Consider the following 26,169-nt stretch of genomic DNA (forward strand, 5'->3'; position numbering starts at 1 on the left):
CGGTGGGGGATGGAGCGGGGTCGGTCCCGCCCCCCTGGGACGGGTGGCGGCACCGGAAGTCCGGTTGCCGGCGTCGTACCCTGGCCGGCAACCAAAACCAGCATTCTCAGCCCGTATGGTGGCCTACGCCGAGGGCAAGGCGGGTGCCGTCCTTGCCTTCGAGGACCAGCGGGACGTCCTGGTTCGGAAGTTCAAAGACGAGCGTTGCTTCGAAGTTTTCGCCTTGTACAGCGTGGTGCTGCTGCGGCGAGGCCCAGATGGGCTGCGGGGCAGCGCCGCCCAACCCGTCGATGCTGTAGTCCGAGGCGTTGAAGTCCACGCCCTCGGCATCCAGCGCGATGATTTCCAGCAGGATGCGCACGTGGTGCGAGCCTTCCGGCGGAGTGCCGGTCAGCGCGGGTTCGGACGCCGACGGCTTCCAGTTGTCATTCTCCACTGGAATGACGCCGTTGATCCGGGCCAGGCCGCCTTGGATCTGGGCCGATGCCCCCAGCAGAGTGCTGGGCGCCTTCTGGTTCGCCAGCAGCAGGTAGCCCAATCCCAGGCCGATGATGCCCAGCAAGGCCAGCACCAGGATCCAGGTGCGCTTGGTCCGCCGGGCCGGCCGGCGTTCGTGTCCGGGTTCGCTTTCGTTGCCGGGCCGGCGTCCGGCGCGGGCATCTTCCGTGTGAGTCGACATATGTCCATGCTCCGGCCGCCACCATGGGAAAACCCGGGAATCCGGGGAAAATCCTAACGACTGTGCAACGCAGGATTTTCCCAAGTCAGTACGGGAATCATGGAACCCATGGACCGCCGACGGGCGGCCCGTACACCACCACAGGAGCATCCTGGTGAAAGACCCCGGACCCCGGCATTTCCCCCAATGCCGGGGTCCGGGCTGTGTCCGGCCTGACCCCGGTTAGGCAATCCATGGGATGTGCTTGCGGACATCCGTCAAATGCATGCTGACCTCCACGAACAGGTCGTCCAGCATGTACTCGTCCACCCCGAGGATCCGGATCGAATGTCCGCTGCCTGCCGCCTCGCCGTCGAGTGCGCGGGAGTAGAGGCAGACGGCGGTTTGCCAGTCGATCCGCACCAGGGTCCGGCCCTGGCCGATCAGCGGGTAGTCCGGGGAGTACGCCTTGTAGTGCACGTTGGGTGCGACGACGGCCTCGAGCGCGCGACGGCCATCATGGCGTACCTCTTCCACGGATTCGATTTCGACGGCGTTCGAATAGGGCGTCTCGACCGGCACCGGCGCGTTTCCCGCCAGCTCCACCGGATCCAGCATCGCCGACCACCGCGGTGTGCCGAAAATTGGTTCCCCGTAGGCGGCCTCCGGACGGCGGCGGATCAGCCCCAGGTCGTTGTAGACCGGGGTCACCAGATGGGGCGGCAGCAACCAGGACTTCCGGCTGGCGCTGATGTAGAAATCGTCGCGTGAATCATTGATCCCGGTGGTGCTGTGGAGGAGTTGTCCGTCCAGCGTTTCCACCCGCAGGGCATTCGGCCGGCGAAGCCACGCCCGCACGGTGTTCGACGGTCCGGGAGCTTCTGCCCGGGCGTCTGTTTCATCGCGGGCCGGACGCTCCGGCGGGGCGGATTCGGGGGACTGCCAGGTGACTTCGAACCGCAGGGTTCCCCAGCGCCACGGAGAGGACCGGCACAGCGAACGGAATATGTCCTGGATCTTCCCGGAATCTAGGGCCTCCATATCCACATTCTAGGCTGCCGGGCATTCGTGCAGAGCGGACGTCCAGTACGGTGAAATCCATGATCGTGCACCTGGGGCAGCAATGGGCCCAGAACCCGTGGGTCTTCTGGCTGGTCCTGGGCGCCTGCCTCCACTTTGCTGTGGTCGGGGTGCGGCTGAGCGTGGTGGACATGCGCAGCCACCTGCTTCCCAACCGCATCATCTTTCCGTCCTACGGTGTTGCCGCGGCCGTGCTCGGGCTGGCCGCTGCGGCGGGGCAGGACTGGGTGAGGCTGCTCACCATGGCGGGTGCCGCCGTCGTGCTCTGGGTGGGTTACTTCGCGCTGCGGGTGATCTACCCGCAGGGGATGGGGTTCGGCGACGTCAAGCTGGCCGCGCTGCTGGGACTCTACCTGGGCTATCTGGGATGGGACCATGTGCTGTGGGGCACCTTCGGGGCGTTCCTGCTAGGGAGCCTGTGGGGTGCTGCGCTGATCCTGGCGCGCCGTGCGACGGCGAAGTCCAGGATTCCGTTCGGACCCTTCATGATCCTGGGCGCCGCGGCGGCCATGGCGCTGCCGTGACGACCGCCCTGACCACGCCGGCGCAGCCGGCTAACCGCGGGGAATGTTGCGCAGGTTGCTGCGGGCCATCGAGACCACCTCGCCGGCGCCCCCGTTGAGCACCACGCGGGTCAGGGCCAGGGCAAATCCCTTGACCTGTTCGCCCGTGATCTTCGGCGGAATGGACAGCGCATTCGGATCGGTGATGAGTTCCACCAGCGCCGGACCCGGATGCGCAAAGGCCTGGCGGTAGGCGCTTTCGATCTGCTTCGGGTCGGTGACCTGGACGGCATGGAAGCCCATGGCCTGGGCCACGGCGGCGTAGTTGGTGGCGGGAACGTCCACACCGAAGTCCTGCAGCCCGTCCACCAGCATCTCCAGCTTGACCATGCCCAGGGTGGAGTTATTAAAGACCACGACGTTGATCGGCAGCCGGTAGGCGGCCGCCGTCAGGAGTTCCCCCAGCAGCATGGACAGGCCGCCGTCGCCGGAGACGGAGATGACCTGGCGGTCCGGGTAGGCGAACTGCGCGCCGATGGCGTGCGGCAGGGCGTTGGCCATGGTGCCGTGCAGGTAGGAGCCGATCAGCCGGCGGGTCCCGAGCGGATTGATATAGCGGGCCGTCCAGACATTGCACATCCCGGTATCGGCCGTGAAGATGGCGTCCAGCGCGGCCACCTGGTCCAGGACGGAGGCCGCGTATTCCGGATGGATGGGCACGATCCGGTCGACCTTGCGAGTGTAGGCGCCGACCGCTTTGTTCATCAGGCGGTCGTGCTTCTTGAGCATCTGGTCGAGGAAGCGCCGGCTCTTCTTGCGCTCCACCAGGGGCTCCAGTGCCTGCAGGGTTGCCAGGACGTCGCCGTGGACGGCAATGTCGACGTCGGTCCGGCGGCCCAGATGCTCCGGCGCCCGGTCCACCTGCGCGGTGGTGGTGCCCTCGGGCAGGAACTGGTCATAGGGGAAATCGGTGCCCAGCAGGATGAGCAGGTCGGCTTCCTCGATGCCGGCCGCGGCCGCCCCGTAGCCGAGCAGCCCGGTCATCCCGATGTCGAACGGGTTGTCATACTGGATGAAGTCCTTGCCCCGCAGCGAATGGCCGATCGGAGCGCCGATCTTCTCCGCCAGCGCTACCACCTCATCGTGGGCGCCCTGGACGCCGGCGCCCGCGAAGATGGCGACCTTGGCGGCGGCGTTGATGGCGTCGGCCAGCGCGCGGACGGCCTCCGGCGCAGGCGTGATGGTGGCCGGCACCACGGGCATGCATTTCGGTGTCCTGGCGGTCGCCTCCAGCCCTGCCAGGTCGCCGGGCAGGGTGACGACGCTGACGCCGCGCAGCCCGACGGCGGACCGGATGGCGCTGACCATCACCCGCGGCGCCTGGTCCGTGGTGCTGATCATTTCCGAATACACGGAGCATTCGTTGAAGAGCCGGTCCGGATGGGTCTCCTGGAAGTAGGAGCTGCCGATCTGCCGGCTGGGGATGTGGGAGGCGATGGCCAGCACCGGCGCGCCGGTGCGGTTGGCATCGTAGAGACCGTTGATCAGGTGCAGGTTGCCGGGTCCGCACGAACCGGCGCAGACCGCCAGCTCGCCCGTCAGCTGGGCGTCCGCGGCGGCGGCCAGGGCGGCACCTTCCTCATGCCGCACGTGGATCCAGTCGATTCCGCCCTGCCGGGAACCGCCGGTTTTGCGGACGGCGTCGACGATCGGGTTCAGGCTGTCGCCGACGATGCCGTAGATCCGCTTCACCCCGACGGCTTGAAGCTGTTCAACGAGCTGGCTGGCTAGTTCCTTGGCCATGTGGATCTCCTGACTGTACTGCCATCGATACACTTGCCCGCCAGTCTAGTTCCAGCCGATCCGGTGCGGCACGCAATAGAGTGGTGGGCATGCCAGTACCTGACTTCATCGTGTCCCTGCGCGAAAAAATAGGAACGGAGCTGCTGTGGCTGCCGGGCGTCACCGCGGTGGTGTTCGACGGCGGCGGGCGCGTCCTGCTCGGACAGCGCGCCGACAACGGCAACTGGGGGCTGATCACCGGGATCCTGGACCCGGGGGAGGAGCCGGCGGTCGGTGCCGTGCGCGAGGTGCTCGAGGAGACCGGGGTGGTTGCCGCCGTCGAACATCTGGCCTCGGTGAGCGCCGGACAGCCGGTGGCGTTCCCCAACGGCGACCGCGCCCAGTTCCTGGATATGACCTTCCGTTGCCGCTTTGTCTCCGGCGAGGCGCGGGTGAACGACGACGAATCCCTCGCCGTGGGCTGGTTCGGCCTGGACGAACTCCCGCCGATGCCCCAGAATCACCTGCAGCGGCTGAAGGCCGCAATCGACGCCACCGGAGTCCCGGTGTTCGTACGCGGCTGACGCCCGCCCGCCCTCGTTCACGCCGAAACCTCACCTTTTGCGGAATGGGGGCCCATTTTCCGCAAAAGGTGAGGTTTCGGCGCAGGGGTGGCTAGGGGTTCAACGTGCCGCTGGGCTCGGCTTCGAGCCGCTCGGCTTCGGAGCCCGGCCGGCGCGCTCGGCCTCCAGCCGCTCGGCTTCCTCCCCGCCGATCGCCCTCACCGCGGGCCACCATGCCGGCGACATCGGAGAGCGGGATCTCCTTGAGCGCCAGCGCCAGGACAAGGGCGATCACCAGGAACGGCACCAGGTACCAGAACACCGGCGCCAGCGAATCGGCGTAGGCCTGGACGATCCCGTCCTTGAGTCCGGCCGGCAGCTGGTTCAGGGTCTGCGGATCCAGCGTGGCCGTGGACTGGGCCGCCGCCTCGGGGCGGCACCGAACCGGGTGAAGGTTTCGGTCAGGGATCCGGACAGCCGGCTGGTGAAGATGGCGCCGAAGATTGCCACGCCGAGGGCCGCACCGACTTCGCGGAAGTAGTTGTTGGAGCTGGTGGCGGTGCCGATCTGGTCCACCGGCCCGGAGTTCTGCACCACCAGCACCACCACCTGCATGATCAGTCCCAGGCCCGCGCCGAAGACAAAGAGCCGCAGGCAGATGATCCAGATGGGCGTGGCGGCGGTGAGCCTAATGCTGGAAGAGTTCCCTGGCCGTTGCGATGTAACCGCTCAGGATGTCGCGGTAGCTGCGGGTGTTGTCCGGGCTGAAGAATTCGTCGCCGGCCTTGCGGGACATGGTGGCCATGAAGAGCGTGGCAATCCGGGCTCTGGAGTCGGCCGGTCCAGGCCCTCACGCCGAGCCACGAGCAGGGCGAAGGCCTGCTCCTGGATCGCGGAATGGCCCATGATCCTGGCCAGCAGCTGCCGTCGTCCTGGTGGCCGATGATGGCATCTTCTTTGGTGGGGAAGTAGTTGAAGAAGGTGCGGCGGGAGATACCCACCCGCTCGCAGAGCTGCTCGATGGTGAAGTGGTTCTCAGGCCGTGCTCGGCGGTGAGCCCCCGTGCGGTATCGCGGATGGCCCTGCGCGTGGCAGCGCTTGCGCTCCCGCAGCCCGCCGCCGTCGTCCATAATTGCACTCTGAGTCACGAAGTAAATTTTTGGCACTCTGATCCAGGTAGGTGCAATAACCTGCCCGTGGCCTTCCTCACCCCACTTTCAGCCTTAAATGGCTCAGCAGCAGGTGCGCGAATCCGGGCGGATAAGCGCGCCTGCTGCTGAGCCAGGGGAAGGGGCGGGGTGCCCTTACTTTTGCGGGGGAGTGGTCATGGACAGGACGTCCAGGGCAGTGTCCAGCTGCTCTTCGGTCAGCTCGCCGCGCTCCAGGTAGCCCAGGGCAACGACGGCCTCGCGGATGGTCAGGCCTTCCTTCACCGCGTGCTTGGCGATTTTCGCTGCGTTCTCGTAGCCGATGTACTTGTTCAGCGGGGTCACGATGGACGGGGACGCCTCGGCCAGGAAGCGGGCGCGCTCCACGTTGGCGGTCAGGCCGTCGATCATCTTGTCCGCCATCACGCGGCTGGTGTTGGCCAGCAGGCGGATGGACTCGAGCAGGTTGGCGGCCATCACGGGGATGCCGACGTTCAGCTCGAAGGCGCCGTTGGTGGAGGATAGGGCAATGGTGGTGTCATTGCCGATGACCTGGGCGGCAACCATGATGGCGGCCTCGCAGATGACCGGGTTGACCTTGCCGGGCATGATCGAGGAGCCGGGCTGCAGGTCGGGGATGGCGATCTCGCCCAGGCCGGTGTTGGGGCCGGAGCCCATCCAGCGCAGGTCGTTGTTGATCTTCATGATCGAGTATGCGATGTTGCGCAGCTGGCCGGAAGCCTCGATCAGGCCGTCGCGGTTGGCCTGGGCCTCGAAGTGGTTGCGGGCCTCGGTCAGCGGCAGGCTGGTGTCCGCGGCCAGCAGCTCGATCACGCGGGCGGAGAAGCCGGCCGGGGTGTTGATGCCGGTGCCGACAGCGGTGCCGCCGAGGGGGACCTCGGCCACGCGCGGCAGGGAGGCCTGGATGCGTTCGACGCCGTAGCGCACCTGGGCGGCATAGCCGCCGAATTCCTGGCCCAGGGTGACCGGGGTGGCATCCATCAGGTGGGTGCGCCCGGACTTGACGATGGTCTTGAATTCCTCGGCCTTGCGTTCCAGCGAAGCGGCCAGGTATTCGAGCGCGGGGACCAGGTCGTTGATCAGCGCGGAGGTTGCGGCCACGTGCACAGAGGTCGGGAATACGTCGTTGGAGGACTGCGAGGCGTTGACGTGGTCGTTGGGGTGGACCGTCTTGTCGCTGCCGGATTCCTTCAGCGCGCGGGTTGCCAGTTCGGCGATGACCTCGTTGGTGTTCATGTTCGAGGAGGTGCCGGAACCGGTCTGGAAGACGTCGATCGGGAAGTGCTCGTCGAAGCCGCCGCCGGCAACCTTGTCGGCCGCGGCTTCGATCGCCTTGGCCAGCTCGCCGTCGAGCACGCCAAGTTCGGCGTTGGCGGTGGCGGCAGCCTTCTTGATGCGCGCCAGGGCCTCGATGTGGGTGCGCTCCAGGGTCTTGCCGGAAATCGGGAAGTTCTCCACGGCGCGCTGGGTCTGGGCCCGGTACAGCGCGTTCACGGGGACGCGAACTTCGCCCATCGTGTCATGTTCAATGCGGAACTCTTGTTCAGAAGTCACAGTCATGGAACCAAGGTTAGTCCGCGCTCTGCGCCGCCCGGGAATTTGTTGCGGTGGGCAGGGCGGCGCAGGGGCGTCATGTTAGGAAGCTCACAATCTCGTAGCTGTCACACGGAGCCGAAGCCGGAGACCAGTTCGGCCTTGCCCTCACTGAGCCGGTACGCCACGCCGATGACCGCCACCGATCCGTCCTCGACGGCATCGGCAATGATCCGGGAACTGTCCACCAGCCGCTGGGAGGTCTGGCGGACATGTTCAACGACGGCCGAGTTCACGTCATGGACGTCCTCCCGCATGGTCGCCAGCACCGAGGGCGTGATGCGCTCGACCAGATCCCGCAGGAAGCCCTTGGGCATGATGCCGGTGTTGATCGCGTCCATGGTTGCGGTGACCGCGCCGCAGCTGTCGTGGCCCAGGATCACGATCAGTGGAGTCTTGAGGATCCCCACGCTGTACTCCAGGGAACCCAAGACGGCATCGTCGATCACCTGCCCCGCAGTCCGGACGACGAAAACGTCGCCGAGGCCGACGTCGAAAATGATCTCCGCCGCCAGGCGGGAATCGGAGCAGCCGAAAATCACGGCGAACGGGTGCTGGGTATTGACCAGCGAGGCCCGCCGGGAGGCGTCCTGGTTGGGGTGGGAGGATTGGCCGGCCACAAAACGGGCGTTGCCCTCGAGCATGCGTTGCCAGGCCTGTGTTGGGGTGAGGGTAGTCGTCACCCTGCTTACTTTACTGTCTGCGAGCTCAGCTTCCGCGCAGGTCCTCGACGATGGCGGCCCCGAGGACGTCGAACTCCTCCAGTTCGGCGGTGCCCTTGAGCAGGACTGTCGATCCATCGATCCGTGCCACCAGGCTGGTGTCCGAGCCGGGGCGGTCCCGCAGTTCGAAGTCCACCCCCGCGATGGTGCGCACTCCGGTCACCGGCGCCTGGTCGGTGCGCTGGGAGATCCAGGTGGCATTGGCAATGTTGGTCTGGGTCAGTCCGATGAACTGGGTGTCAGGAGTGATATATCCCACTTCCCAGTTGGGGACGCCGTCGGACGCACCGACATTCCAGCGCGCGTAGTTCGACGTCCAGCCCTCCGGCAGGCTGACCGCCAGCGGAGCGTAGCCGGCGCTGGCCGCCACTTGCTGCGAGATGGCGGCAACGTCAATATTCCGGTCGTAGGTTTCCGCGCGGTTGGCCGGGTTGATCAGGACCACCGGAATGAACACGAGCACGCTGCAGAGCAGCGCGAGGATCATTCCCCGCACCGATGCATTGGCCCGCTTGGCCGCGGCGGCGCTGAGGACCGGCTTGACAGGTGCTTGTTGCTGTTCAGTCACCCAACCATTTTCGCTCATTACCACTGCCGGCGTCATATCCGCCATAGCTGCGGCCGGTTCCGACTATGATCGAAGCAGCGGGTTCCGCCGCAATCCATTTGGATTTCCAGTCGGGTTCCCATCCAACTGCCGCTCGAACGATGAGGTTTTCGTGTCTGAAACAACAGAGATGCCGCACTATTCACAGCTTTCAGCTTCCCTGGCCGTGGGTGAAGACGAACCGGACCGCAACCTTGCCCTTGAACTCGTCCGCGTGACGGAAGCCGCAGCCATCGCCGGCGGCGAATGGATCGGCTTGGGGGACAAGAACAAGGCAGATGGTGCCGCAGTGGACGCCATGCGTTCCTTCCTGGGCACCGTGCGCTTCAACGGGGTCGTCGTCATCGGTGAGGGCGAGAAGGACGAAGCCCCCATGCTCTACAACGGCGAGCGGATCGGGGACGGCACCGGCCCCGAGTGCGACGTGGCCGTCGACCCGATCGACGGCACCCGCCTGACCGCGCTGGGCATGAACAACGCGCTGGCCGTGCTGGCCGTCGCCGAACGCGGCAGCATGTTCGATCCTTCCGCCGTCTTCTACATGGAGAAGCTGGTCACCGGGCCGGAAGCGGCCGACGTCGTCGACCTGCGCCTGCCGGTCAAGCAGAACCTGCACCTGATCGCCAAGGCCAAAGGCGTGAAGGTCAGCCAGCTCAACGTCTGCATCCTGGAGCGCGACCGCCACCGCCCGCTGGTGGAGGAGATCCGCGCTGCGGGTGCCCGCACCAAGTTCATCCTCGACGGCGACGTGGCCGGCGCCATCGCCGCCGCCCGCGAAGGCACCGGCGTAGACGCGCTGATGGGCATCGGCGGCACGCCGGAAGGCATCGTTGCCGCCTGCGCCATCAAGACCCTGGGCGGTGTAATCCAGGGCCGCCTGTGGCCCACCACGGATGAGGAAAAGCAGAAGGCGATCGACGCCGGCCATGACCTGGACCGCGTGCTGACCACCCACGACCTGGTCACCAGCGACAACTGCTACTTCGCCGCCACCGGCATCACCGACGGCGACCTGCTCCGCGGCGTGCGCTACGCCAAGAACCGGGTCAAGACCCAGTCGATCGTGATGCGTTCCAAGTCCGGTACCATCCGCTTCGTCGACGGCGAGCACCAGGCCAACAAGTGGGAGCGCTGGATCCGCCAGGCCTAAGCCCAACTGGAATGAATGACGACGGCGGCCCGCACCTTTGAAGGTGTGGGCCGCCGTCGTCGGGGGTGGGGCCGAGGCAGCCGGGTCAGCGCCGGCCGAGGCGGCCGCGCACCGTCCGGCGCACCTGCTGGACGACGGGGCGCACCATCGGCGCCACCTTCCCACGGGCCTCCTTGGCCGCGGGCAGCAGCTTCCCGCGCGCCGCGCGGGCCAGCTGGTACGCCTTGTACTGCGGCTTGCTGACCGGCAGGTCCCAGGTGCCCGGGTAGTCCACCGCGTAGCCGCCGAAGGACTGCTTGAACTTGGTGAAGCCGGCCCATTCATGGTCCGGTTCATCGGCCGGGGCAATGCCCCACAGATCGAAGCTCTGCTTCCCCTCCGCGCGCGCATCGAGGATCATCCGGACCAGCAGCGGGATGCCGGCGCTGAGCTTCTTGTGCCCTTCGTCAATGGCCGCGTGCGCGTAGGCGCGGGAGGTACCGGTGTCGTAGCTGAGCGCTGCGGCGATCGGGCCGGTGCCCTCCAGCGTCGCGTAGTAGAGCTTGGCCGCCCCGGCGGGCATCAGGGTCCGCGCCGCGGTGGTCAGGTAGCTGTCCGTGTGCGAGGTGAAACCGGAGCGGTCGGCGGTCTGACCCAGGAAGCCCAGCAGGATCCCGATGTCCGCCGGATCCACCGAGGTTTCGATGGTGACGCCCTTCTTGTGGATGTTCCGGTAGATGTTCCGGTTGCTGCTGCGCATGGCGCCCAGCAGGTCCTTCTCTTCCTGCTGCAGGTCGATCACCCAGGTATGCCGCGGCTGGATGTCCCGCGGGGCGCGGGTCAGGCCCAGACTGCGCAGCCGCCGTTCAGGCTCGGCGCCCAGCGGCACGGCCACCGGCTCCACCCGCACATAGTGCGCCTTGTGGCGCCGCGCCTGCGCGGTGAGGTCGGCCAGCGCGGCGGCGAAAGCACCGGCGTCGTCCGCTGCCGGACCGTAGGGGCAGTACAGCGACCTGCCGAAGGGGCTGCGCTCGACGATGGCCAGGTAGCTCCAGCCCTCGCCCTCGCGTTCGAGGACGGTCTTGCCCAGCGCGCGCTGGAAGCCGGCCCACGCCGGGGTCTGCAGGATTGACTGGCTCATGGGTGCCGCTCCGCTCCTTCCGGCTGGCCGCCGGCCCAGGTGCCGGCGACGGTGGCCGCGAACAGGACGGCGGTGCCGCTGCCGTCCTCCGCGGGGTGGACGATGACCGGGCTGTCCGCAGCCGGGATAAAGGCGCTCTCGCCGCGTGCCAGGATGAGGTCGTTGTGCGGGGAATCGAGCCGGGCGGAGCCGGCCGTGGCCAGCACGACGGCGGGGCCCTGCTGCACCAGCGGAACCGGCTCCGAGCCCGGTGCCAGTTCGATCCGCTGCAGTTGGAACTCGCGGAACGGCGGGCGGTAGACCTGCTGGTCCAGCCCGGTGAGTTCCGGTTCCACCTGCGGCAGGCCCAGGGCCTTGAACTCGATGGTCTTGAGCAGCTCCGGCACATCCACATGCTTGGGCGTGAGGCCGCCGCGCAGCACGTTGTCGGAGGACGCCATGACCTCCACGCCCAGCCCGCTCAGGTATGCGTGCACATTCCCGGCGGGCAAGTAGATGGCCTCGCCCGGCTGCAGCGATGCCCGGTTGAGCATCAGGGAGATCAGGACGCCCGGATCGCCCGGGTAGGCTGCATTAAGTTCGATGGCGGTGCGCAGCTCCCGTCCGGAAGCGGCCTCCGCAGGTACCCCGGCCAGCGCGGTTTCCAGCGCGTCCGCCGCTTCGGTGACGAGCGCGCGGACGTCCGCGCCGCCGTCGATCAGGGCAGTGAAGGCGGTCTTCAGCCGCGCGGACTCCGGCTCCGGCCCCTCCAGGACGCCGATCAGTTTTTCCAGCAGGGGAGCGGACTTCCCGACGGCCTGCAGCGCGTCGGCGACCTGGCGGAACAGCCCGGCGGCGTCCTGGGGTTCGCGGAAGCCGCACAGTGCCTCGAACGGGCTCAGCGCCAGGAGCATCTCCGGCTTGTGGTTCGCGTCGCGGTAGTTCCGGAACGGGGCGTCCAGCGGCACACCGGCTGCGTTTTCGGCGGCGAAGCCGGCAGCGGCCTGTTCCTGGGTGGGATGCACCTGGAGCGACAGCGGCCCGCCCGCGGCCAGGACCTTGGCCAGGAAGGGCAGCTGCGGCCCGAAGGCAGCCACTGCTTCGGCTCCCAGCGCAGCCTCCGGGTCCCGGGCGATGACCTCGTCCAGCGGCGCCGTGCTGCCGTCGGGGAGCTGGACCAGCGACGGCGCGCCGGGGTGGGCACCGATCCACAGCTCCGCTTCGGGTGAACCGGAGGGTTCCCGGCCGAAGAGTTCGGCGATGGCAGTCAGCGAGCCCCAGGCGTAGGGCCTCAGCGCGTTCTCGAGACGGTACATGGTCTTCAGGTTCCCCCTCTGGTCACGGTGCGGGACTGGCTGTCCGGCGGTTTTGTTCCGGCTATTTCCTGGCCGGCCTACCCCGGAGTGCACTGGCCGTTGTTGGCCACCAGGGTGGACAGAGTGGCGGTATCGCCGATCTCGGCCAGGTACTGCAGGTATTCCTCGGTGATGCCGTCATCGGCGGGCTCAGGTGCGGTCAGCCGGGGCAGGCCCAGGTGCGGCAGGCCCAGCTGCGGGAGCGGGCCGGCGCTGACGGCCAGGGCGGCGTGTCCGGTTCCGGTGGAGCCTGAGGGGCCTGCCGCGGCCGGGCTGGATCCGCCGTCCGACGGCGCCAGCATCTGCTGCACCCGCTGATGGATCAGGTCGAAGTCGGGATAGGTGACGAAGTTGTCCTGCGGTTCGCCGAAGTCCGGCGGGCCGATGGTCAGGGTCTTCGTCTCGTGGCCCTTGGCCTTGACCGCCAGGTCCACGAAGCCGCCCAGCTGCGACTGGGGGACATTCGTCTCCACGATCTGTTCCCCGGCCTTGGCAATGGCCTCGAAACGGGTGAGCACGGTGGCCGGATCCAGCTGGGCGATCATCGCCTGCTGGACGCACTGCTGGCGGGCAATACGCTCATAGTCCGTCACGAATTCGCGGGACCGGGCATACCAGAGCGCGTGGAAACCATCAAGTCTCTGCGTGCCCGGGGCGATCCACCCTTCCGGCGCCAGATGCTCTTCGGTGCCTTCGATGGTGGCGCCGCTGATCGGGACCCAGCCGCCGGCATTGATGGTGATGCCGCCCATCGCATCGATCAGCTGCTCGAAGCCGCCCATGTCGACGATGGCGTAGGCCTGGACTTCGATGCCGAGGACACCGCTGGCCGCATCCATCATGGCCTCCGCACCGGGATCCTTGGAGCCGGGGTACAGATCCGCATGTTCCTCGTGGACCCTGGTGTAGAGGCTGTTGATGATGCATTCATCACCGCAGTTGTAACCGGCGGGGTAGACATCGTGCAGTGGGGAGTCTTCGGGGAACGGTGCGTTCTGGAAGTTGCGCGGGATGCCGAAGGTGGTGGTCTCGCCGGTCTTGGCATCGATGCTGACCACCGAAATACTGTCCGGCCGGCGGCCGATCCGGTCCTCGCCGGCGTCGCCGCCCATCAGCAGGAAGTTGTAGCGGCCGTCCACCGGGTCGAAGGAGGGCCCGGCCTGGAAGATGGAGCCGAAGGTATTGCGGCTGACATTGAGCAGGTAGGCACCGTAGCCCAGGCTGCCGCTGGTGCCAAGCATCAGGACGGCCAGCAATCCGGCCACGAGCGGACGCATGCCCGGGGCCAGCAGCGCGGGCCGGATCAGCCGCAGGGTATTGATGAACAGGAAGGCCCAGCCAATAGCCAGCAGGGCCAGCACCACGATCAGCACCAGCGAAATCCACCGGTCGGTGACCAGGGTGATCAGCATGCTCCGGTTGAAGACGCCCAGCAGGACCATGGCGATGACGCCGGTCCAGGCGGCGAGGGTGATCCGCAGCGCGCGCCTGCCCAGTGCGCGGTCGCCCGCAACGGTCTGGGCTGAACCCGGCACCAGCAAGGTCAGTGCCAGCAGGGTGAAAGCCCGCTTGGTCCGCTCCGGAACGGAGGCGGCCTGGGGAAAACGGACCGGGTCCGTCAGCATCGAAGTGGCCATCAACCGTCCTGGTTCGTCGTGCCGGCGAGCTTGGACCGCAGGGCCGCGCCCTTGTCCATTGCCGCCTGCCGCAGATTGGCCGCGAAGTCCACCAGTTCAGGCTGCAGCCGGGCGGCGAGTTCGTCCGTGCCGGCCGCGAGCATCCGCACGGCCAGCAGGCCCGCATTGCGCGCGCCGCCCACGGAAACGGTGGCCACCGGAACGCCTGCGGGCATCTGCACGATGGACAGCAGCGAATCCATGCCGTCGAGGTACTTCAGCGGCACCGGCACGCCGATTACCGGCAGTGGGGTCACCGAGGCCAGCATTCCGGGCAGGTGCGCGGCACCGCCGGCTCCGGCGATGATTACCCGCAGTCCGCGCCGGTGGGCTTCCTGGCCGTAGCGGATCATGTCCGCCGGCATGCGGTGGGCGGAAACGACGTCGGCCTCATAGGGAATGCCGAATTCCTCCAGGGCCTGCGCGGCGGCCTCCATGACCGGCCAGTCTGAATCGGAGCCCATGACGACCCCTACCAGGGGCTGGCTGGCAGTGCTGGCTTCGGCGGTCATTCGTTTACCTCCGTGTTGCGCCGGTAGGTGTCCTTGCCGTCGCGGATGATCGCGGCCACTCTGTTGGCACGGAACCGCACCTCGTCGAGTTCCTCGACGGTCTGGCCGACGGCGTTGACGTGGCCGATCTTGCGGCCCGGGCGGACGGACTTGGCGTAGCAGTGCACCTTCGCCGTGGGCTCCGCAGCCAGCGCCTGCGGGAACGCCGCGTACAGGTCCTGGTTTGCCCCGCCCAGGTAGTTCTTCATGACGGTGACCGCACCGAGGCAGTCCGTGGCGCCCAGCGGCAGGTCCAGGACTGCGCGCAGATGCTGCTCGAACTGGCTGGTCACGCAGCCGTCCATCGTCCAGTGGCCGGTGTTGTGCGGGCGCATCGCCAGTTCATTGATCAGGAAGCCTTCGCCGACGCCGGGGGTTTCGAACAGCTCCGCGGCCATCACCCCGGTGACTCCCAGGTCCTCGGCCAGGCGCAGCGCAGCCTCCTGCGCCTTGGCAGCCACCTCGGGCGGGAGGGCCTGGGCGGGGGCGATGACTTCGTCGCAGACGCCGTCGACCTGGATGGTGTGGACCACCGGCCAGGCCTTGGCTTCTCCGCTGGGGGTCCGCGCCACGAGCGCGGACAGTTCGCGGCTGAAGTCCACTTTCTCCTCGGCCAGCAGCGCCGTGCCGGTGAACCAGTCCGTGGCCGCCGCGGCAGCACCGGCGTCGTTAATGATCCGCACGCCCTTGCCGTCATAGCCGCCGCGGGGGGTCTTCAGCACCACCGGCCAGCCGATCCGGTCGCCGAAGGCGACGAGTTCCTCGATGCTTTCGACGGCGGACCACTGCGGGTTGGGCAGGCCGAGCCGGTCCACGACGTGGCGCATGATCAGCTTGTCCTGGGCATGGATCAGTGCGTCCGGGCGCGGCTGGACATTCACCCCCTCGGCAATCAGCGTCTGCAGATGCTGGGTGGGGACATGTTCGTGGTCGAAGGTCATCACATCCAGGCCCTGGGCGAACGCGCGCAGCGTGTCCAGATCCTTATAGTCACCGACCGGCGCCTGGGCGACGGCGGACACTGCGGAGACGTCTTCAGCTTCCGCCAGGACGCGCAGCTCAAAACCGAGCGCTACTGCTTCGGGGGCCATCATTCGTGCCAGCTGGCCGCCGCCAACCACACCTATTACGGGAAAACTCACTCAATCAGGGTACCGAAACCAGCCGCTGATCCTTGATTTTTGTGCCGCCCCGCGCGGCCCGTACTTGGGAAACCCCAAGCTGCGGCGGCTAAACTGGGCCGTTGACCGGCGTTGCGTCCAGCAGGAGGCAGTGCCGGGGTGCACCCTTCCGGTGCAGGAACAGGGGCGCAGCAGCACAAGGCGCAGCAACGGACCGTGGAGGGTCATGAACAGTTCAGTAACAGACCGCGTCAAGGGCCTCGTCTCCCTGTTCTGGCGGGAAGTGCTCAAGTTCGGCACCGTCGGCGGCGTGGCGTTTGTTATTGACTCCGGTATTTACCTCTGGCTGCTGTACGGCCCGATGACCGGGCACCCCACCCGGGCGAAGATCATCGCGGCTTTCGTCGCCACCATTTTTTCCTGGGTGGCCAACCGCTACTGGACCTTCCGCCACCGCCGCCAGGCCAATGTGGTCAGGGAGGCCGCGCTCTTTGCCATCATGAACGGCATTGGCATGGGCATAGCTGCGGCCTGCGTCTACGTTTCGCACTGGATCCTCGGCTTCGAGGACCCGTTCTCCGACTTCATTGCCGGCAGCGTCGTCGGACTGATCCTCGGGACGATTTTCCGGTTCTTTGCCTACCGGTTCTGGGTCTTCACCGATGAACTGGACCAGGAGCCGGAGTTCGCGCACGACCACGAAATCTTCGAGCACCAGGATGCCGACGCCGGTGCGCAGGCTGCCGGCCGCCCGGCCGACGCGAAGTCCCCGGCCACCGAAGCCTGAGGCTCCCGCCCGCCGATACCGCTGGCTCAGAGCCGGGCGGAAATCCGTTCGCTGCTGATCAGCGAATCCGTCACGTCGACGTCCGGATGCACCAGGACCACGGAGCCGTCGGCCGCCCAGATACCCAGGGCTTCGCGCAGCACCCGGTCCAGGGGCAGGGCCGCCGGAATGAGGACCGTTCCTCCGGCATCCGCCGCGCTGCCGTCGGTACCCTCAGGCAGCAGGTCCGCGTAGCTGAGCATCCCGCCGTTGAACTCCAGCGCAGTGTCCAGGCCGGATGCGTCCTCCAGAGTGTCGTAATAATCACCAAAGGCCCTAACCTCCGCTGCGTAGTCCAGCACGCCCGCGGGCAGGTCCCCGGTCCACCGCAGCGCCAGCGCGCCCAGGGCCACCGCCACAATAAGCCCGCCGGCGGGCGGAGCAGCTTCCGGGGCCGCTGTGGCCGTGATGTCCGCGCCGACGGCGCCACTGGTCACCACCAGCGTCCCGCCGGTCTGCCACGTGGCCAGCGCCCACACCAGGGTCCGCCAGTGCGGCGGCAGGTCGAGCCGCACCCGGCTGCCGGCTTCGGCGTCAAGTTCCTCGACCATGTAATTGGCGGTTTTGGCCACCCAGTTGTCCAGCACATGGCCGGACAGCTCCACACGCTCGTGGTCCGGGCCGTACCAGATCAGGCGGGGGGACGTGGGCCGTTCCGACCGCAGTGCCTTGAGGAGCTGCGCTGGCGTGGTGGGCGTCTTCATCGCGTGACTTCCTTCTTTCTGGGAATTTCCTGAGAATCCTGGAACGCCTGCGCAGGTCGTGCGGCGCCCTTCGGCACCGCGGCACGCCCGGAAATCGTGGCCAAATTGTCCGCGTGGCGCGGCCCGGATTTGTAGCACTGACTGTTTAGGATGTCATGCCGGTTTGACTCGCAACAGATTACACGCGTGTAATTAGGTGACGGCTTCCGCCAGCAACTACAAACGAGACCAGGTCAGAATTCCAAGCCGGAATTCCAAGCTGATTGATCGTTGCCGCTGGATGGCTGCCGCTTGACAAGTACCGCTGGTACAGAACCTTACATCCGACTTCAGTGGACAACCATGTCCAGGCTGGGACGACAACCGGGAGGCATCCATGGGGCACGCTGAGCGAATTGAGGATCGCTCAATCATCGCTGCGCAGGCATCGGCCCGCTACGGAGCGCGAGGAGTCCCCACCGACTGGTTCGTCGATCCGGCGGACCCGGATGCAGCCGAGCGCTTCAGCCAGGACACTGCGCAGTCGCTTGACGATCAGGCAACCGCTTTCCTGGCTGCTCATGAAGCGCTGGCCGGGGCTCCGGTGCGGGAAGACAGCCTTAAGGTTGAGGACCTGGCCGATGGCGGCGATCCCGGCAACGGTGAGCCGGCCACAGCTCTGCGCCGTGAGCGCGAGCTGGAGCAGCGCCGGGACCAGGCCGTCTGGATCGGCATTCCGGGCCTTGGGCAGGATTTCGCCGACGAGGGCGAACTTGGCTGGCAGGCCGACGCGCTCTGCGCCCAGACCGATCCCGAAGCCTTTTTCCCCGAAAAGGGCGGTTCCACCAGGGACGCCAAGAAGGTCTGTGCCGCCTGCAACGTCCGGTCCCAGTGCCTCGAATATGCGCTGGCCAATGACGAGCGGTTCGGCATCTGGGGCGGGCTCTCCGAGCGGGAGCGCCGCCGGCTGAGGAAGCGAGCAGTCTGATTCTGCAGCAGGTTCGCGTCACCGCCATTGTGGTCGCCCACAACGGTGCCAAATATCTACCCGAAACACTCGCGGCGCTGGCCGCCCAGACGCGGCCCGCTGATTTCCACATTGGAGTCGACGCCGGGTCAACTGATGAATCGGCGTCGATCCTGCAACTGGAGCTTCCCGCTGGCAGTCCCGTAGTCAGTGCTGCGCCCCGCGCCGGGCTGGGCAATTCCGCCAGTGTCGGCGTCGCCCAGATGCCCGACATGGGCGGCGGAACGGCCGACCGCAGCCGCGAATGGCTCTGGCTGCTGCACGACGATTCCGCTCCGGCACCCGACGCCCTCGAAGAACTGCTGCTCGCGATCGAACGTGCGCCGTCCGTGACCGTCGCGGGCTGCAAGCAGGTGGAGTGGGACCAGCCGCGCAAGCTCGTGGATGTCGGCCTGTCCATCAGCCGCTGGGCCGAGCGCGTCACGCTGATCGACTTTGACGAACTGGACCAGGGCCAGCATGACGGACGCGACGACATGTTCGCTGTCAATTCCGCCGGCATGCTTGTGCGCCGGGATGTCTGGGACGCCCTGGGCGGCTTCGATCCGGCGCTGCCCGGCGTCGGCGATGACGTCGACTTCTGCTGGCGGAACCGGCTGGCCGGCAACCGGGTTGTAGTGGTGCCGCGCGCGGTGCTCCGCCATGTCACCGACCGCCCCGGCGGGCAGGCGACGCAGATGGGCTACCGCGCGTCCGAGGTCTTCCTGCGGCTCAAGCATGCGCCGCTGTGGCAGGTACCGCTCCTTGCCGTCGGGGCTGTCCTCGGCGGCATCTTCCGCTTCTTCGTTGGTGTGCTGGCCAAGGACCCCGGCTACGGTGCCGGGCAGCTCGCCGCGAGCGTCTCCGCCGTCGCGCGCCCCATCGACCTGGCCCGGTCCCGCAGGCAGGCGCAGCGGACCCGTGCGGTAGCGCGCGGCAAGGTCAACGCACTGCGCACCAGGCGCCGCGACGTTTGGGCCCACCGCCGGTCCGTGCTGGAGGCCAGCGCCGACCACGTGGTGGGCGACGGCACGGGGGCCGACGCCCAGGCCTACATTCCCTCCGGTGACGCGGCCGACGACTTCGCGTCGCTGGCCGCACCGCCGCGCGCCTGGGTGGGTGTCGGCGCGATCGCCGCCGTCCTGATCCTCGGCGCCGTCTCGCTGGTGGGGCTGAACCGCTTCCTGGGCGCCGATGCGCTGGCCGGGGGAGGGCTGCTGCCGCTGTCGGCCAGCCCGGCGGAAATCTGGCACAACGCAACGTCCTGGTGGATCGGCCTTGGCTCCGGCTACCCCGGCCACGGCGATCCGTTCGGCTATGTGCTGTGGCTGCTGTCCCTGTTCGGTTTCGGCAACGGCACCGCCGCCGTGCAGTGGCTCATCCTCCTGGCGATGCCGCTGGCCGGGCTGAGCGCCTGGCTTGCCGGCGGCGCCCTGACCACCCGCCGCGCGCTGCGGTTCTGGGCTGCGATCTTCTGGGCCGCCGTCCCGGCCCTGCAGGTGGCACTGGGCAGCGGCAGGCTGGGGGCGCTGCTGGTGCACATCCTGCTGCCCCTGGTGGTGCTGGGCCTGCTGCGTTCCGTCGGCGCCGCCATCGGCGCCCGTCCCATCATGACGACGGCGGAGGCCGGCTCCGCGGGGGTCGTTGCCATAGGTACCGCCGGCGGTCCCGCTGCGGAGGAGCAGCTGGTCCTGAAGCCTGGCATCAACGGTGTTCCCTCCTGGACCGCGGCCGCCGCGACCGGCCTGGTGCTGGCCATGACGGTGGCCGCGGCACCCTCGCTGTTCCCGCTGGCCGTCGTCGCCGTCGCGGTGCTCACCCTGGTGCTGCGGCGCCGGGCCAAGACATTATGGTGGTCCTTGCTGCCTGCCCTCGCGCTGTTCATCCCGTTCGCGGTCTCCACCGGCGGACGGCTGCGTGCCCTGGCGGCGGATCCGGGCGTGCCGCTGCCGTTCGAGGCGGCCGAGCTCTGGCAGCAGGTCCTCGGCTATCCGGTGTCCTTCCCGTGGTCGGCGCCCCTGGCCGCGGCCCCGTTCCTGGGCCAGGGCCCGTGGCCACTGGCGGCGGCCCTCATCGGGGGCGGCCCCGTACTGTTGCTGGCCGTGGCGGCGCTGTTCCTGCGCGGCCGGCGGTGGCTGCTGGTCCGGTTCGCCTGGGGCATGGGCCTGCTGGCGCTGCTGCTCAGCGCCGGTTCCGCCTTCGTCGGCACCGCGGTGGGCGCCGGTTCGCTGGTCACGCCGTTCACCGGTCCGCTGGTGTCCGCCTTCGTCTTCATGATGCTCATCGCGGCAGTGCTGGGTGCTGAGCGCCTGCTGTACCCGAAGGCAGCGTCCGGCGGGAAGCCGCGGACGGCCCCCCGGGTCGCGGCGGTGCTTGCCGCCGTCGTGCTGGCTGCCGGACCGGTGGCCAACCTGGCGCTCTGGCTGGCACCCCAGCTGACCGGTACCACGGCAGCCCCGGCTGGGGAGAATGCGGACGGGGCTCCGACACTCCTCGGCGCGGATATGCAGCTGCGCGACAGCGCCGCGCGGACGCTGCCGGCCACCGCTACGGACCGGGGCTACAGCGACGAACGCACCAAGGCGCTGGTGCTGCGTGTGGACGGCAACGGTGAACTGGCCGCTGCCGTCATGCACAGCGGCGGAACCACCCTGGACCAGCTGTCCACGATCTACGCCGCCCGCACCATCATGGGGCCGCTGGGCGCCGAGGAAATCCGCGAGGACGACGGCGCCGCCGCGGCCGCGCGCGAGGCGGTCGCCGTCGTCGCTGCGGGCTCGGGCGTGGATCCGCGGCCGCTGCTGGGCGAACTGGGTGTCGGCTATCTGGTGCTGCAGGAATCGGACACCGCAGCCGAGCTGCTGGCCAGCCGGATCGACTCCGTGCCCGGCCTCGCCGCGATCGGCAGGACCGACGCCGGCTGGCTGTGGCGCGTCATGGGTCCCACCGCCGCGGACGGCACGGAGGAGCGGAACGCCCTCACCGCGCGGGTGCGGATCGTCGACCCGGAGGGGGTTACGGCTTCGGCGGTCGCTTCCGGTCCGCGGGATGTCGACGCGCAGATTCCCGCCGGGGCACCGGGGCGGATGGTCGTGCTGGCCGAACGCGCCGATCTGGACTGGCAGGCGACCCTCGACGGGAAACCGCTGGCGCCGGCGGAATCGGGTTCCGGCTGGATGCAGGCATTCGAGCTGCCCGCGGAGGGCGGGCAGCTGGAGATCGGCTACCGCAATCCCTGGGAGCCGTGGACCCAGGTGGTCCAGCTGGTGGTGATCGGACTGACCCTGCTGCTGGCTATCCCGATGCCGGCCCGGCGCCGCATGGTCGCCCTGGATACGCGCAGGGCAGCGGCACCCAAAGCCGTCGGCTCCAGGACCTCCCGGCGCCGGTCCGTTGACCGGAAGGGCCGCGGCAAGGCGGCCGGCGGTGAGAAGGCTGCCCGGCCCGAGTCTGCCCGGCCTGACGCCGCGACGCCGGCGGAGGCGCAGGCTTCGGCGACCAGCAGCACGGCTACCACAGCGGAGGACAACTGATGGCTGAGCAGGACGTTCCGCAGGACCGGTCCGCCAAGCCCGGCAGGACCGGGGCGCGCACCGCGCGGCTGGCAAGCACCGCGCGCCTGGCGGGGACCGGCGTCGTACTGGTAGGTGCCGTGGCGGCGGTGGTCGCCGCAGCCGCCGCAACCCAGCCTGCGGGCTCGGCCAAGCCGCTGCCCGCGGTGTCCGCGGCCGTTCCCGCCGGGCAGTTCGTGGGGATCTGTCCGGAACCTGCCCGGCTGCTGCAGAGCGCCGCGGCGGGAACCGATCCACAGTTCAGCCCGGTATCGAAGACCGCCAGGACCCTGGCCTCTGCGGTCGTGCTCAGCAATCCTGCCGGGACCCTGCCGGCCAGCGCGCTGACCGTGCTCGGCCAGGCGGCACCGCAGCGCATCATTGCCGCCGGATCGCCCGAGTCGGCCGAGGGCGCCGGCAGTGCCGCCAGCAACAACGAGGGGCTGACGAATGTGACGGCCGCCGTCGTGCGCGGCGAGGCGGTCACCGCTCCGACGAAGCTGACGGCCGAGCCGCTGGGCATGCAGCAGGCGGCGGCCAACGCGGTCATGGCCTACACCGCAGACGACGGCGATCTGCGCGGCCTGGCCGGTGCCGACTGCCAGGCGCCGGGCAACGATCTTTGGCTGTCCGGCGCGTCCACGACCGTCGGCTCGACGGCCGTCCTGAACCTCAGCAACCCGTCGCAGTCGCCGGCCACCGTCGACCTTGAACTGTTCACCAAGGACGGCAAGCTCCAGGTGCCGGGCAGCCGTGGATTGCTGGTGGCCCCGGGGGAGAGCCGGGCCATGGTGCTGGGCGGACTGGCTCCCAACCAGGAGGCCCTGTCCGTCCGGGTGCGCAGCAGCGGCGGCCTGGTCACCGCCACGATCCAGCAGAGCGTGCTGCGGGGGCTGACGTCCGGGGGCGTCGAATTCCTGCAGCCGAGCGGAGCCGCGGCCCCGAACCAGGTCATCACCGGCATCCTGACCGAGAACCCGGACCAGGCCCGCGCGGTCAGCCAGCAGGCCGACTATGCCGCGGCCTCACCCGCGCTCGAGGTCACCGTTCCGGGGGCTTCCGACGCCGTGCTGGACGTGCGGGTCTACGGCCCCGATGGGCCGGTGGAGCTGCCCGGAGGGGGCGTCGTCACGGCCGCCGCTGGATCTGTGACCGAGATACCGCTGGATTCGCTTCCCCAGGGTACGTACACGGTCGAGGTCAGCGCCGATGTGTCCATCGTCGCATCAGCGCGGATGAGCCGGGGCATCACGCCGGGCCAGCCGGTGGACCTGGGCGTGGCCGGGGCCGGCAGCCGGCTGGGCAACCAGCACATTGCCTCCGTCCCCGTGGACGTGGATTCAGCCCTGGCCTTCGGGGCGCCGGCGGGACAGGCGGAACTGCGGCTCACGCCGATCGGGACCGACGGCCGGATGGGGACCGAGCAGCTGGTCAGCGTGGCCGGCGGCACGACGGTGACGGTGAATCCCCGCGAACTGGCCGGCGGCGATCTTGCCGCTGTCCTGATCAGCGCTTCGGGCGATCCGGTCTACGGCAGCCAGCTGCTGACGCTGCCCGACAAGGCCGCGATCTCCTCGGTGCCGCTTGCCCCCGGCAGGTCCGGCCAGCAGAACGTCCCGGTGAACCTGGGGTACTGACCGAACCTGCCTGGGACCTACAGCTGCGAGCGGCCGTAGCCCGGATCCACCGCTTCGGGGGACATGCCCAGCAGCTCGGCGGCCTGTTCGACGATGACGTCATGGACCAGCTCGTTGGCCGGTACGTAGCCGCGGGCGGCCATCTCGATCGGATGCCGGTAGACGGTGATGGTGCCCGGCCGGCCCACCGCCGCCGGCGCGCAGGACCCCAAGGGGATGGGGCCCCGGGTGGCCACCAGCTTCTCCAGGTCCTCGGGGATCTCCTGCACCATGAACTGCAGCGCGTCGATCCGCTCGCCCCAGAACTGCTGAAGGCGGTCGGCCGATTCCATCACCCAGTCGTCGAAGCGTTCGGTCCGCGTCCGGGAGCCGGGCAGTGTGACGGGAATCAGTTCACCGCGCAGGCCGCGGCCGTGCCGGTTCCTGCGGCGCCGGAAGAATCCGCTTCCGCGTGTGCCGGATGCCTGTTCTCCAGATGCTCCCTGCGCCGGCCCGGCGGGTCCGGTCAACCGGATTGAGAGCGACGATCCGTCCTGCATATATCGACTTTAGACCTATTGGGTGCCGGTGCAAGTCCGGATTACTCATTCCTTACTTCCCCGTGTGGCTACAGGAATTGGCGCCCAAACGGGAGTATTGTCGTCTCTCGTGGGATCTCTACGTCATTGTTCTCGGTCAGCTTGTCCACATTCCGCAGTGGCGACCCTGACGTATGTCTATGCGGATTCGACCGCTGTCCTGGGTCCGCTTGCGCTGTACGCCGAGCCGCACTCCTATGACCTGTGCGCCGAGCATGCCGAACGCCTGACCGTTCCGCGCGGCTGGGAAGTGGTCCGGCTGGCCCTGCCCGCCCAGCCGGCCGGTCCGGGTCCGGATGACCTGCTGGCCCTGGCGGATGCGGTCCGGGATGCCGCCGTCGAGCCGGAAGCGGAGGAGAGCCCTGCTCCGCGTGCCGCCCGGGGACCGCTCGAGCCGCCGGCCGACGCCGCCGGCCAGCGCCGCAGCCATTTGCGTGTGCTGCGCGAACAGCGGTAGGCGATAGGCTTACTGACTATGACTAAGCTCTCCGCCAAAATCCTCGCCGTCCTGCGCTGCCCGGTCACCGGCACAGCGCTGGTGCAGGAAGGCGATGAACTGGTGTCCGTCGGCAAGGATGCCTCCGGGCGCCGGCTGCGCTACGCATTGGACGAAGACATCCCGGTGCTGCTTCCGGGGCAGGCCAGCCCGGGTGCCGGCGAAGCCGGGAACGACGCCGGCGCCTCCTGACGCTTCCACGTAACCTGCCGCTCCACCAAGAGGATTTTCCAGATGACTTTCGACTTCAAAGTAGCCGATCTTTCCCTCCACGAGGCGGGCCGGCACCAGATCCGCCTGGCTGAGCACGAGATGCCCGGCCTGATGTCCCTGCGCCGGGAGTTCGGCCCCTCGCAGCCGCTGAAGGGGGCGCGCATCGCCGGCTCTTTGCACATGACCGTGCAGACTGCCGTGCTGATCGAAACCCTGGTGGCGCTGGGCGCCGAGGTCCGCTGGGCCTCCTGCAACATTTTCTCGACCCAGGATGAGGCGGCGGCCGCCGTCGTCGTCGGCAGCGGCACGCCGGAGGAGCCGGCCGGTGTTCCGGTGTTCGCCTGGAAGAACGAGACGCTCGACGAGTACTGGTGGACCGCCTTCCAGATCCTGAACTGGCCGGCCGGCTCCGGCGGCCCGAACATGATCCTGGACGACGGCGGCGATGCCACCCTGCTGGTGCACAAGGGGGTCGAGTTCGAAGCCGCCGGCGCCGTCCCGGCCAACCCGGCCGAGGGGGATCCGGACTACTCGCACGAATACACCATCATCCTGGACCTGCTGCGCAGGAGCCTGGCGGAGGACCCGCAGCGCTGGACCAACATTGCCTCCGGCATCCTCGGCGTCACCGAGGAGACGACCACCGGCGTGCACCGCCTGTACCAGCTGGCGGACCAGGGCACCTTGCTCTTCCCCGCCATCAACGTCAACGACTCGGTGACCAAATCCAAGTTCGACAACAAGTACGGCATCCGCCACTCGCTGCCGGACGGCATCAACCGGGCGACGGACGTGCTCATGGGCGGCAAGGTCGCCGTCGTCTGCGGTTACGGCGACGTCGGCAAGGGCGCTGCGGAGGCGCTGCGCGGCCAGGGCTCCCGCGTGATCGTGACGGAGATCGACCCGATCTGCGCGCTGCAGGCGGCCATGGACGGCTACCAGGTGGCGAAGCTGGAATCCGTGCTGGACCAGGGCGATATCTTCATCACCACCACCGGCAACAAGGACGTCATCATGGCCCGCCACATGGAGGCCATGAAGGACAAGGCAATCGTGGGCAACATCGGCCACTTCGACAACGAACTCGACATGGCCGGCCTGGCCCGGGTCCCGGGCGTGAAGAAGGTGGAGATCAAGCCGCAGGTGCACGAATGGGTGTTCCCGGCGGCGGAAGGCCGGCCCGAGCACTCCGTCATCGTCCTCTCCGAGGGCCGCCTGCTGAACCTGGGCAACGCCACCGGCCACCCGTCCTTCGTGATGAGCAACTCCTTCGCCAACCAGACCATCGCACAGATCGAGCTGTTCACCAAGGCCGGCAGGCAGGACGCCGAGGGCAACCTGGAATACGCCAAGCAGGTCTACGTGCTGCCGAAGATCCTGGATGAGAAGGTCGCCCGCCTGCACCTGGATGCGTTGGGCGTGGAGCTGACCGAGCTGACCAAGTCCCAGGCGGAGTACCTGGACGTGGAGGTGGCCGGCCCGTACAAGCCGGACCACTACCGGTACTGAGCCGCTGCTGCTGAACTGCTGACCGCCGCCCGCGGCGTCCC

Annotated in this window: 23 protein-coding genes and 1 pseudogene; 10 read left to right on the forward strand and 14 right to left on the reverse strand. The window is 68.3% G+C overall.

The annotated features are described in order from the left end of the window. Positions 1–106: 106 nt before the first annotated feature. Together AC5RWU_RS11000 and AC5RWU_RS11005 are read right to left on the reverse strand one after the other, a co-directional pair. A complete protein-coding gene (locus tag AC5RWU_RS11000; RefSeq protein WP_494030909.1) occupies positions 107–679 on the reverse strand; it encodes a hypothetical protein in 573 nt (190 codons plus the stop codon). Positions 680–901: 222 nt separating this feature from the next. After that, on the reverse strand, positions 902–1,699 hold the full coding sequence (locus AC5RWU_RS11005; RefSeq protein WP_494030910.1) for a hypothetical protein: 798 nt from the start codon (positions 1,697–1,699) through the stop codon (positions 902–904). Positions 1,700–1,758: 59 nt separating this feature from the next. Between AC5RWU_RS11005 and AC5RWU_RS11010 the strand changes: the two genes are divergently transcribed. Beyond that, positions 1,759–2,262, forward strand: a complete 504-nt coding sequence (locus AC5RWU_RS11010) for a prepilin peptidase (RefSeq protein WP_494030911.1) — start codon at positions 1,759–1,761, stop codon at positions 2,260–2,262. A 30-nt stretch (positions 2,263–2,292) separates the two neighbouring features. Here AC5RWU_RS11010 and AC5RWU_RS11015 read toward each other — a convergent pair whose 3' ends face one another. After that, positions 2,293–4,044: a pyruvate dehydrogenase gene (locus tag AC5RWU_RS11015; protein WP_494030912.1), complete on the reverse strand. Its 1,752-nt coding sequence runs from the start codon at positions 4,042–4,044 to the stop codon at positions 2,293–2,295. 89 nt (positions 4,045–4,133) lie between these two features. Here AC5RWU_RS11015 and AC5RWU_RS11020 point away from each other — a divergent pair, with 89 nt between their 5' ends. Further along, positions 4,134–4,607: an NUDIX hydrolase gene (locus AC5RWU_RS11020; protein WP_494030913.1), complete on the forward strand. Its 474-nt coding sequence runs from the start codon at positions 4,134–4,136 to the stop codon at positions 4,605–4,607. 99 nt (positions 4,608–4,706) lie between these two features. Here the strand turns inward: AC5RWU_RS11020 and AC5RWU_RS11025 are convergent. From AC5RWU_RS11025 to AC5RWU_RS11040, 4 genes and pseudogenes are all read right to left on the reverse strand, one after another. Continuing rightward, positions 4,707–5,273 (reverse strand): annotated as a pseudogene (locus AC5RWU_RS11025) (MFS transporter); the annotation flags it as partial. Between the two features lie 617 nt (positions 5,274–5,890). Beyond that, complete coding sequence (locus AC5RWU_RS11030) at positions 5,891–7,309, reverse strand: class II fumarate hydratase (protein ID WP_494030976.1); 1,419 nt, start codon at positions 7,307–7,309, stop codon at positions 5,891–5,893. A gap of 107 nt (positions 7,310–7,416) precedes the next feature. Then, positions 7,417–8,031, reverse strand: coding sequence for a carbonic anhydrase (locus tag AC5RWU_RS11035; RefSeq protein WP_494030914.1), 615 nt, complete (start codon positions 8,029–8,031; stop codon positions 7,417–7,419). A gap of 25 nt (positions 8,032–8,056) precedes the next feature. Further along, entirely contained in the window at positions 8,057–8,638 is a 582-nt protein-coding gene (locus AC5RWU_RS11040) for a DUF4245 domain-containing protein (protein WP_494030915.1), read from the reverse strand. Positions 8,639–8,807: 169 nt separating this feature from the next. Here AC5RWU_RS11040 and glpX point away from each other — a divergent pair, with 169 nt between their 5' ends. Beyond that, entirely contained in the window at positions 8,808–9,827 is a 1,020-nt protein-coding gene (glpX, locus tag AC5RWU_RS11045; RefSeq protein WP_494030977.1) for a class II fructose-bisphosphatase, read from the forward strand. A gap of 85 nt (positions 9,828–9,912) precedes the next feature. Here the strand turns inward: glpX and AC5RWU_RS11050 are convergent, their stop codons facing one another. From AC5RWU_RS11050 to AC5RWU_RS11070, 5 genes are all read right to left on the reverse strand, one after another. Beyond that, positions 9,913–10,947: a lipid II:glycine glycyltransferase FemX gene (locus tag AC5RWU_RS11050; protein ID WP_494030916.1), complete on the reverse strand. Its 1,035-nt coding sequence runs from the start codon at positions 10,945–10,947 to the stop codon at positions 9,913–9,915. After that, positions 10,944–12,242: a mannose-6-phosphate isomerase, class I gene (gene manA / locus AC5RWU_RS11055; protein WP_494030917.1), complete on the reverse strand. Its 1,299-nt coding sequence runs from the start codon at positions 12,240–12,242 to the stop codon at positions 10,944–10,946. The genes AC5RWU_RS11050 and manA overlap by 4 nt, the downstream gene beginning before the upstream one ends. Positions 12,243–12,319: 77 nt before the next feature. After that, on the reverse strand, positions 12,320–13,918 hold the full coding sequence (locus tag AC5RWU_RS11060) for an LCP family protein (protein ID WP_494030918.1): 1,599 nt from the start codon (positions 13,916–13,918) through the stop codon (positions 12,320–12,322). Next, positions 13,918–14,469: a 5-(carboxyamino)imidazole ribonucleotide mutase gene (gene purE / locus AC5RWU_RS11065; RefSeq protein WP_494030919.1), complete on the reverse strand. Its 552-nt coding sequence runs from the start codon at positions 14,467–14,469 to the stop codon at positions 13,918–13,920. Before purE ends, AC5RWU_RS11060 begins: the two co-directional genes overlap by 1 nt. Then, positions 14,466–15,650 (reverse strand): 5-(carboxyamino)imidazole ribonucleotide synthase, encoded by a 1,185-nt coding sequence (locus AC5RWU_RS11070; RefSeq protein ID WP_494030920.1) that lies wholly within the window; start codon positions 15,648–15,650, stop codon positions 14,466–14,468. Before AC5RWU_RS11070 ends, purE begins: the two co-directional genes overlap by 4 nt. Positions 15,651–15,855: 205 nt before the next feature. Here AC5RWU_RS11070 and AC5RWU_RS11075 point away from each other — a divergent pair, with 205 nt between their 5' ends. Next, the gene (locus AC5RWU_RS11075) at positions 15,856–16,416 is read left to right on the forward strand and encodes a GtrA family protein (RefSeq protein ID WP_494030921.1); all 561 of its coding nucleotides are present in this window, start codon (positions 15,856–15,858) and stop codon (positions 16,414–16,416) included. A gap of 26 nt (positions 16,417–16,442) precedes the next feature. Here AC5RWU_RS11075 and AC5RWU_RS11080 read toward each other — a convergent pair whose 3' ends face one another. Beyond that, the gene (locus tag AC5RWU_RS11080) at positions 16,443–17,159 is read right to left on the reverse strand and encodes a TIGR03089 family protein (RefSeq protein WP_494030922.1); all 717 of its coding nucleotides are present in this window, start codon (positions 17,157–17,159) and stop codon (positions 16,443–16,445) included. Positions 17,160–17,535: 376 nt separating this feature from the next. Between AC5RWU_RS11080 and AC5RWU_RS11085 the strand changes: the two genes are divergently transcribed. Genes AC5RWU_RS11085 through AC5RWU_RS11095 form a run of 3 tightly spaced genes read left to right on the forward strand, consistent with a single transcriptional unit; the run spans position 17,536 to position 23,332 of the window. Further along, the gene (locus AC5RWU_RS11085; RefSeq protein WP_494030923.1) at positions 17,536–18,126 is read left to right on the forward strand and encodes a WhiB family transcriptional regulator; all 591 of its coding nucleotides are present in this window, start codon (positions 17,536–17,538) and stop codon (positions 18,124–18,126) included. Positions 18,127–18,128: 2 nt separating this feature from the next. Continuing rightward, positions 18,129–21,677 carry a glycosyltransferase gene (locus tag AC5RWU_RS11090; protein ID WP_494030978.1) on the forward strand — a complete coding sequence of 1,183 codons (3,549 nt, stop codon included), beginning with the start codon at positions 18,129–18,131 and terminating at the stop codon, positions 21,675–21,677. Continuing rightward, positions 21,677–23,332 carry a DUF5719 family protein gene (locus AC5RWU_RS11095; RefSeq protein ID WP_494030924.1) on the forward strand — a complete coding sequence of 552 codons (1,656 nt, stop codon included), beginning with the start codon at positions 21,677–21,679 and terminating at the stop codon, positions 23,330–23,332. Before AC5RWU_RS11090 ends, AC5RWU_RS11095 begins: the two co-directional genes overlap by 1 nt. A gap of 17 nt (positions 23,333–23,349) precedes the next feature. Here AC5RWU_RS11095 and AC5RWU_RS11100 read toward each other — a convergent pair whose 3' ends face one another. Beyond that, positions 23,350–23,871: a metallopeptidase family protein gene (locus tag AC5RWU_RS11100; RefSeq protein WP_494030925.1), complete on the reverse strand. Its 522-nt coding sequence runs from the start codon at positions 23,869–23,871 to the stop codon at positions 23,350–23,352. Between the two features lie 109 nt (positions 23,872–23,980). Between AC5RWU_RS11100 and AC5RWU_RS11105 the strand changes: the two genes are divergently transcribed. From AC5RWU_RS11105 to ahcY, 3 genes are read left to right on the forward strand one after another with little or no spacing between them, the layout of a single operon-like run. Further along, a complete protein-coding gene (locus AC5RWU_RS11105; protein WP_494030926.1) occupies positions 23,981–24,367 on the forward strand; it encodes a DUF3499 domain-containing protein in 387 nt (128 codons plus the stop codon). An 18-nt stretch (positions 24,368–24,385) separates the two neighbouring features. Continuing rightward, a complete protein-coding gene (locus AC5RWU_RS11110) occupies positions 24,386–24,598 on the forward strand; it encodes a Trm112 family protein (RefSeq protein WP_494030927.1) in 213 nt (70 codons plus the stop codon). Between the two features lie 42 nt (positions 24,599–24,640). Next, entirely contained in the window at positions 24,641–26,128 is a 1,488-nt protein-coding gene (ahcY, locus tag AC5RWU_RS11115) for an adenosylhomocysteinase (protein WP_494030928.1), read from the forward strand. Positions 26,129–26,169 lie beyond the last annotated feature (41 nt).

It is taken from the genome of Arthrobacter sp. B0427-1-12, from assembly GCF_059092905.1.

Coding starts and splice junctions, on each gene's coding strand:
- AC5RWU_RS11000 (WP_494030909.1), bottom strand. CDS start 679: ATGTCGACTCACACGGAAGATGCCCGCGCCGGACGCCGGCCCGGCAAC.
- AC5RWU_RS11005 (WP_494030910.1), bottom strand. CDS start 1,699: ATGGAGGCCCTAGATTCCGGGAAGATCCAGGACATATTCCGTTCGCTG.
- AC5RWU_RS11010 (WP_494030911.1), top strand. CDS start 1,759: ATGATCGTGCACCTGGGGCAGCAATGGGCCCAGAACCCGTGGGTCTTC.
- AC5RWU_RS11015 (WP_494030912.1), bottom strand. CDS start 4,044: ATGGCCAAGGAACTAGCCAGCCAGCTCGTTGAACAGCTTCAAGCCGTC.
- AC5RWU_RS11020 (WP_494030913.1), top strand. CDS start 4,134: ATGCCAGTACCTGACTTCATCGTGTCCCTGCGCGAAAAAATAGGAACG.
- glpX (WP_494030977.1), top strand. CDS start 8,808: ATGCCGCACTATTCACAGCTTTCAGCTTCCCTGGCCGTGGGTGAAGAC.
- AC5RWU_RS11050 (WP_494030916.1), bottom strand. CDS start 10,947: ATGAGCCAGTCAATCCTGCAGACCCCGGCGTGGGCCGGCTTCCAGCGC.
- manA (WP_494030917.1), bottom strand. CDS start 12,242: ATGTACCGTCTCGAGAACGCGCTGAGGCCCTACGCCTGGGGCTCGCTG.
- AC5RWU_RS11060 (WP_494030918.1), bottom strand. CDS start 13,918: ATGGCCACTTCGATGCTGACGGACCCGGTCCGTTTTCCCCAGGCCGCC.
- purE (WP_494030919.1), bottom strand. CDS start 14,469: ATGACCGCCGAAGCCAGCACTGCCAGCCAGCCCCTGGTAGGGGTCGTC.
- AC5RWU_RS11075 (WP_494030921.1), top strand. CDS start 15,856: ATGAACAGTTCAGTAACAGACCGCGTCAAGGGCCTCGTCTCCCTGTTC.
- AC5RWU_RS11080 (WP_494030922.1), bottom strand. CDS start 17,159: ATGAAGACGCCCACCACGCCAGCGCAGCTCCTCAAGGCACTGCGGTCG.
- AC5RWU_RS11085 (WP_494030923.1), top strand. CDS start 17,536: ATGGGGCACGCTGAGCGAATTGAGGATCGCTCAATCATCGCTGCGCAG.
- AC5RWU_RS11095 (WP_494030924.1), top strand. CDS start 21,677: ATGGCTGAGCAGGACGTTCCGCAGGACCGGTCCGCCAAGCCCGGCAGG.
- AC5RWU_RS11100 (WP_494030925.1), bottom strand. CDS start 23,871: ATGCAGGACGGATCGTCGCTCTCAATCCGGTTGACCGGACCCGCCGGG.
- AC5RWU_RS11110 (WP_494030927.1), top strand. CDS start 24,386: ATGACTAAGCTCTCCGCCAAAATCCTCGCCGTCCTGCGCTGCCCGGTC.
- ahcY (WP_494030928.1), top strand. CDS start 24,641: ATGACTTTCGACTTCAAAGTAGCCGATCTTTCCCTCCACGAGGCGGGC.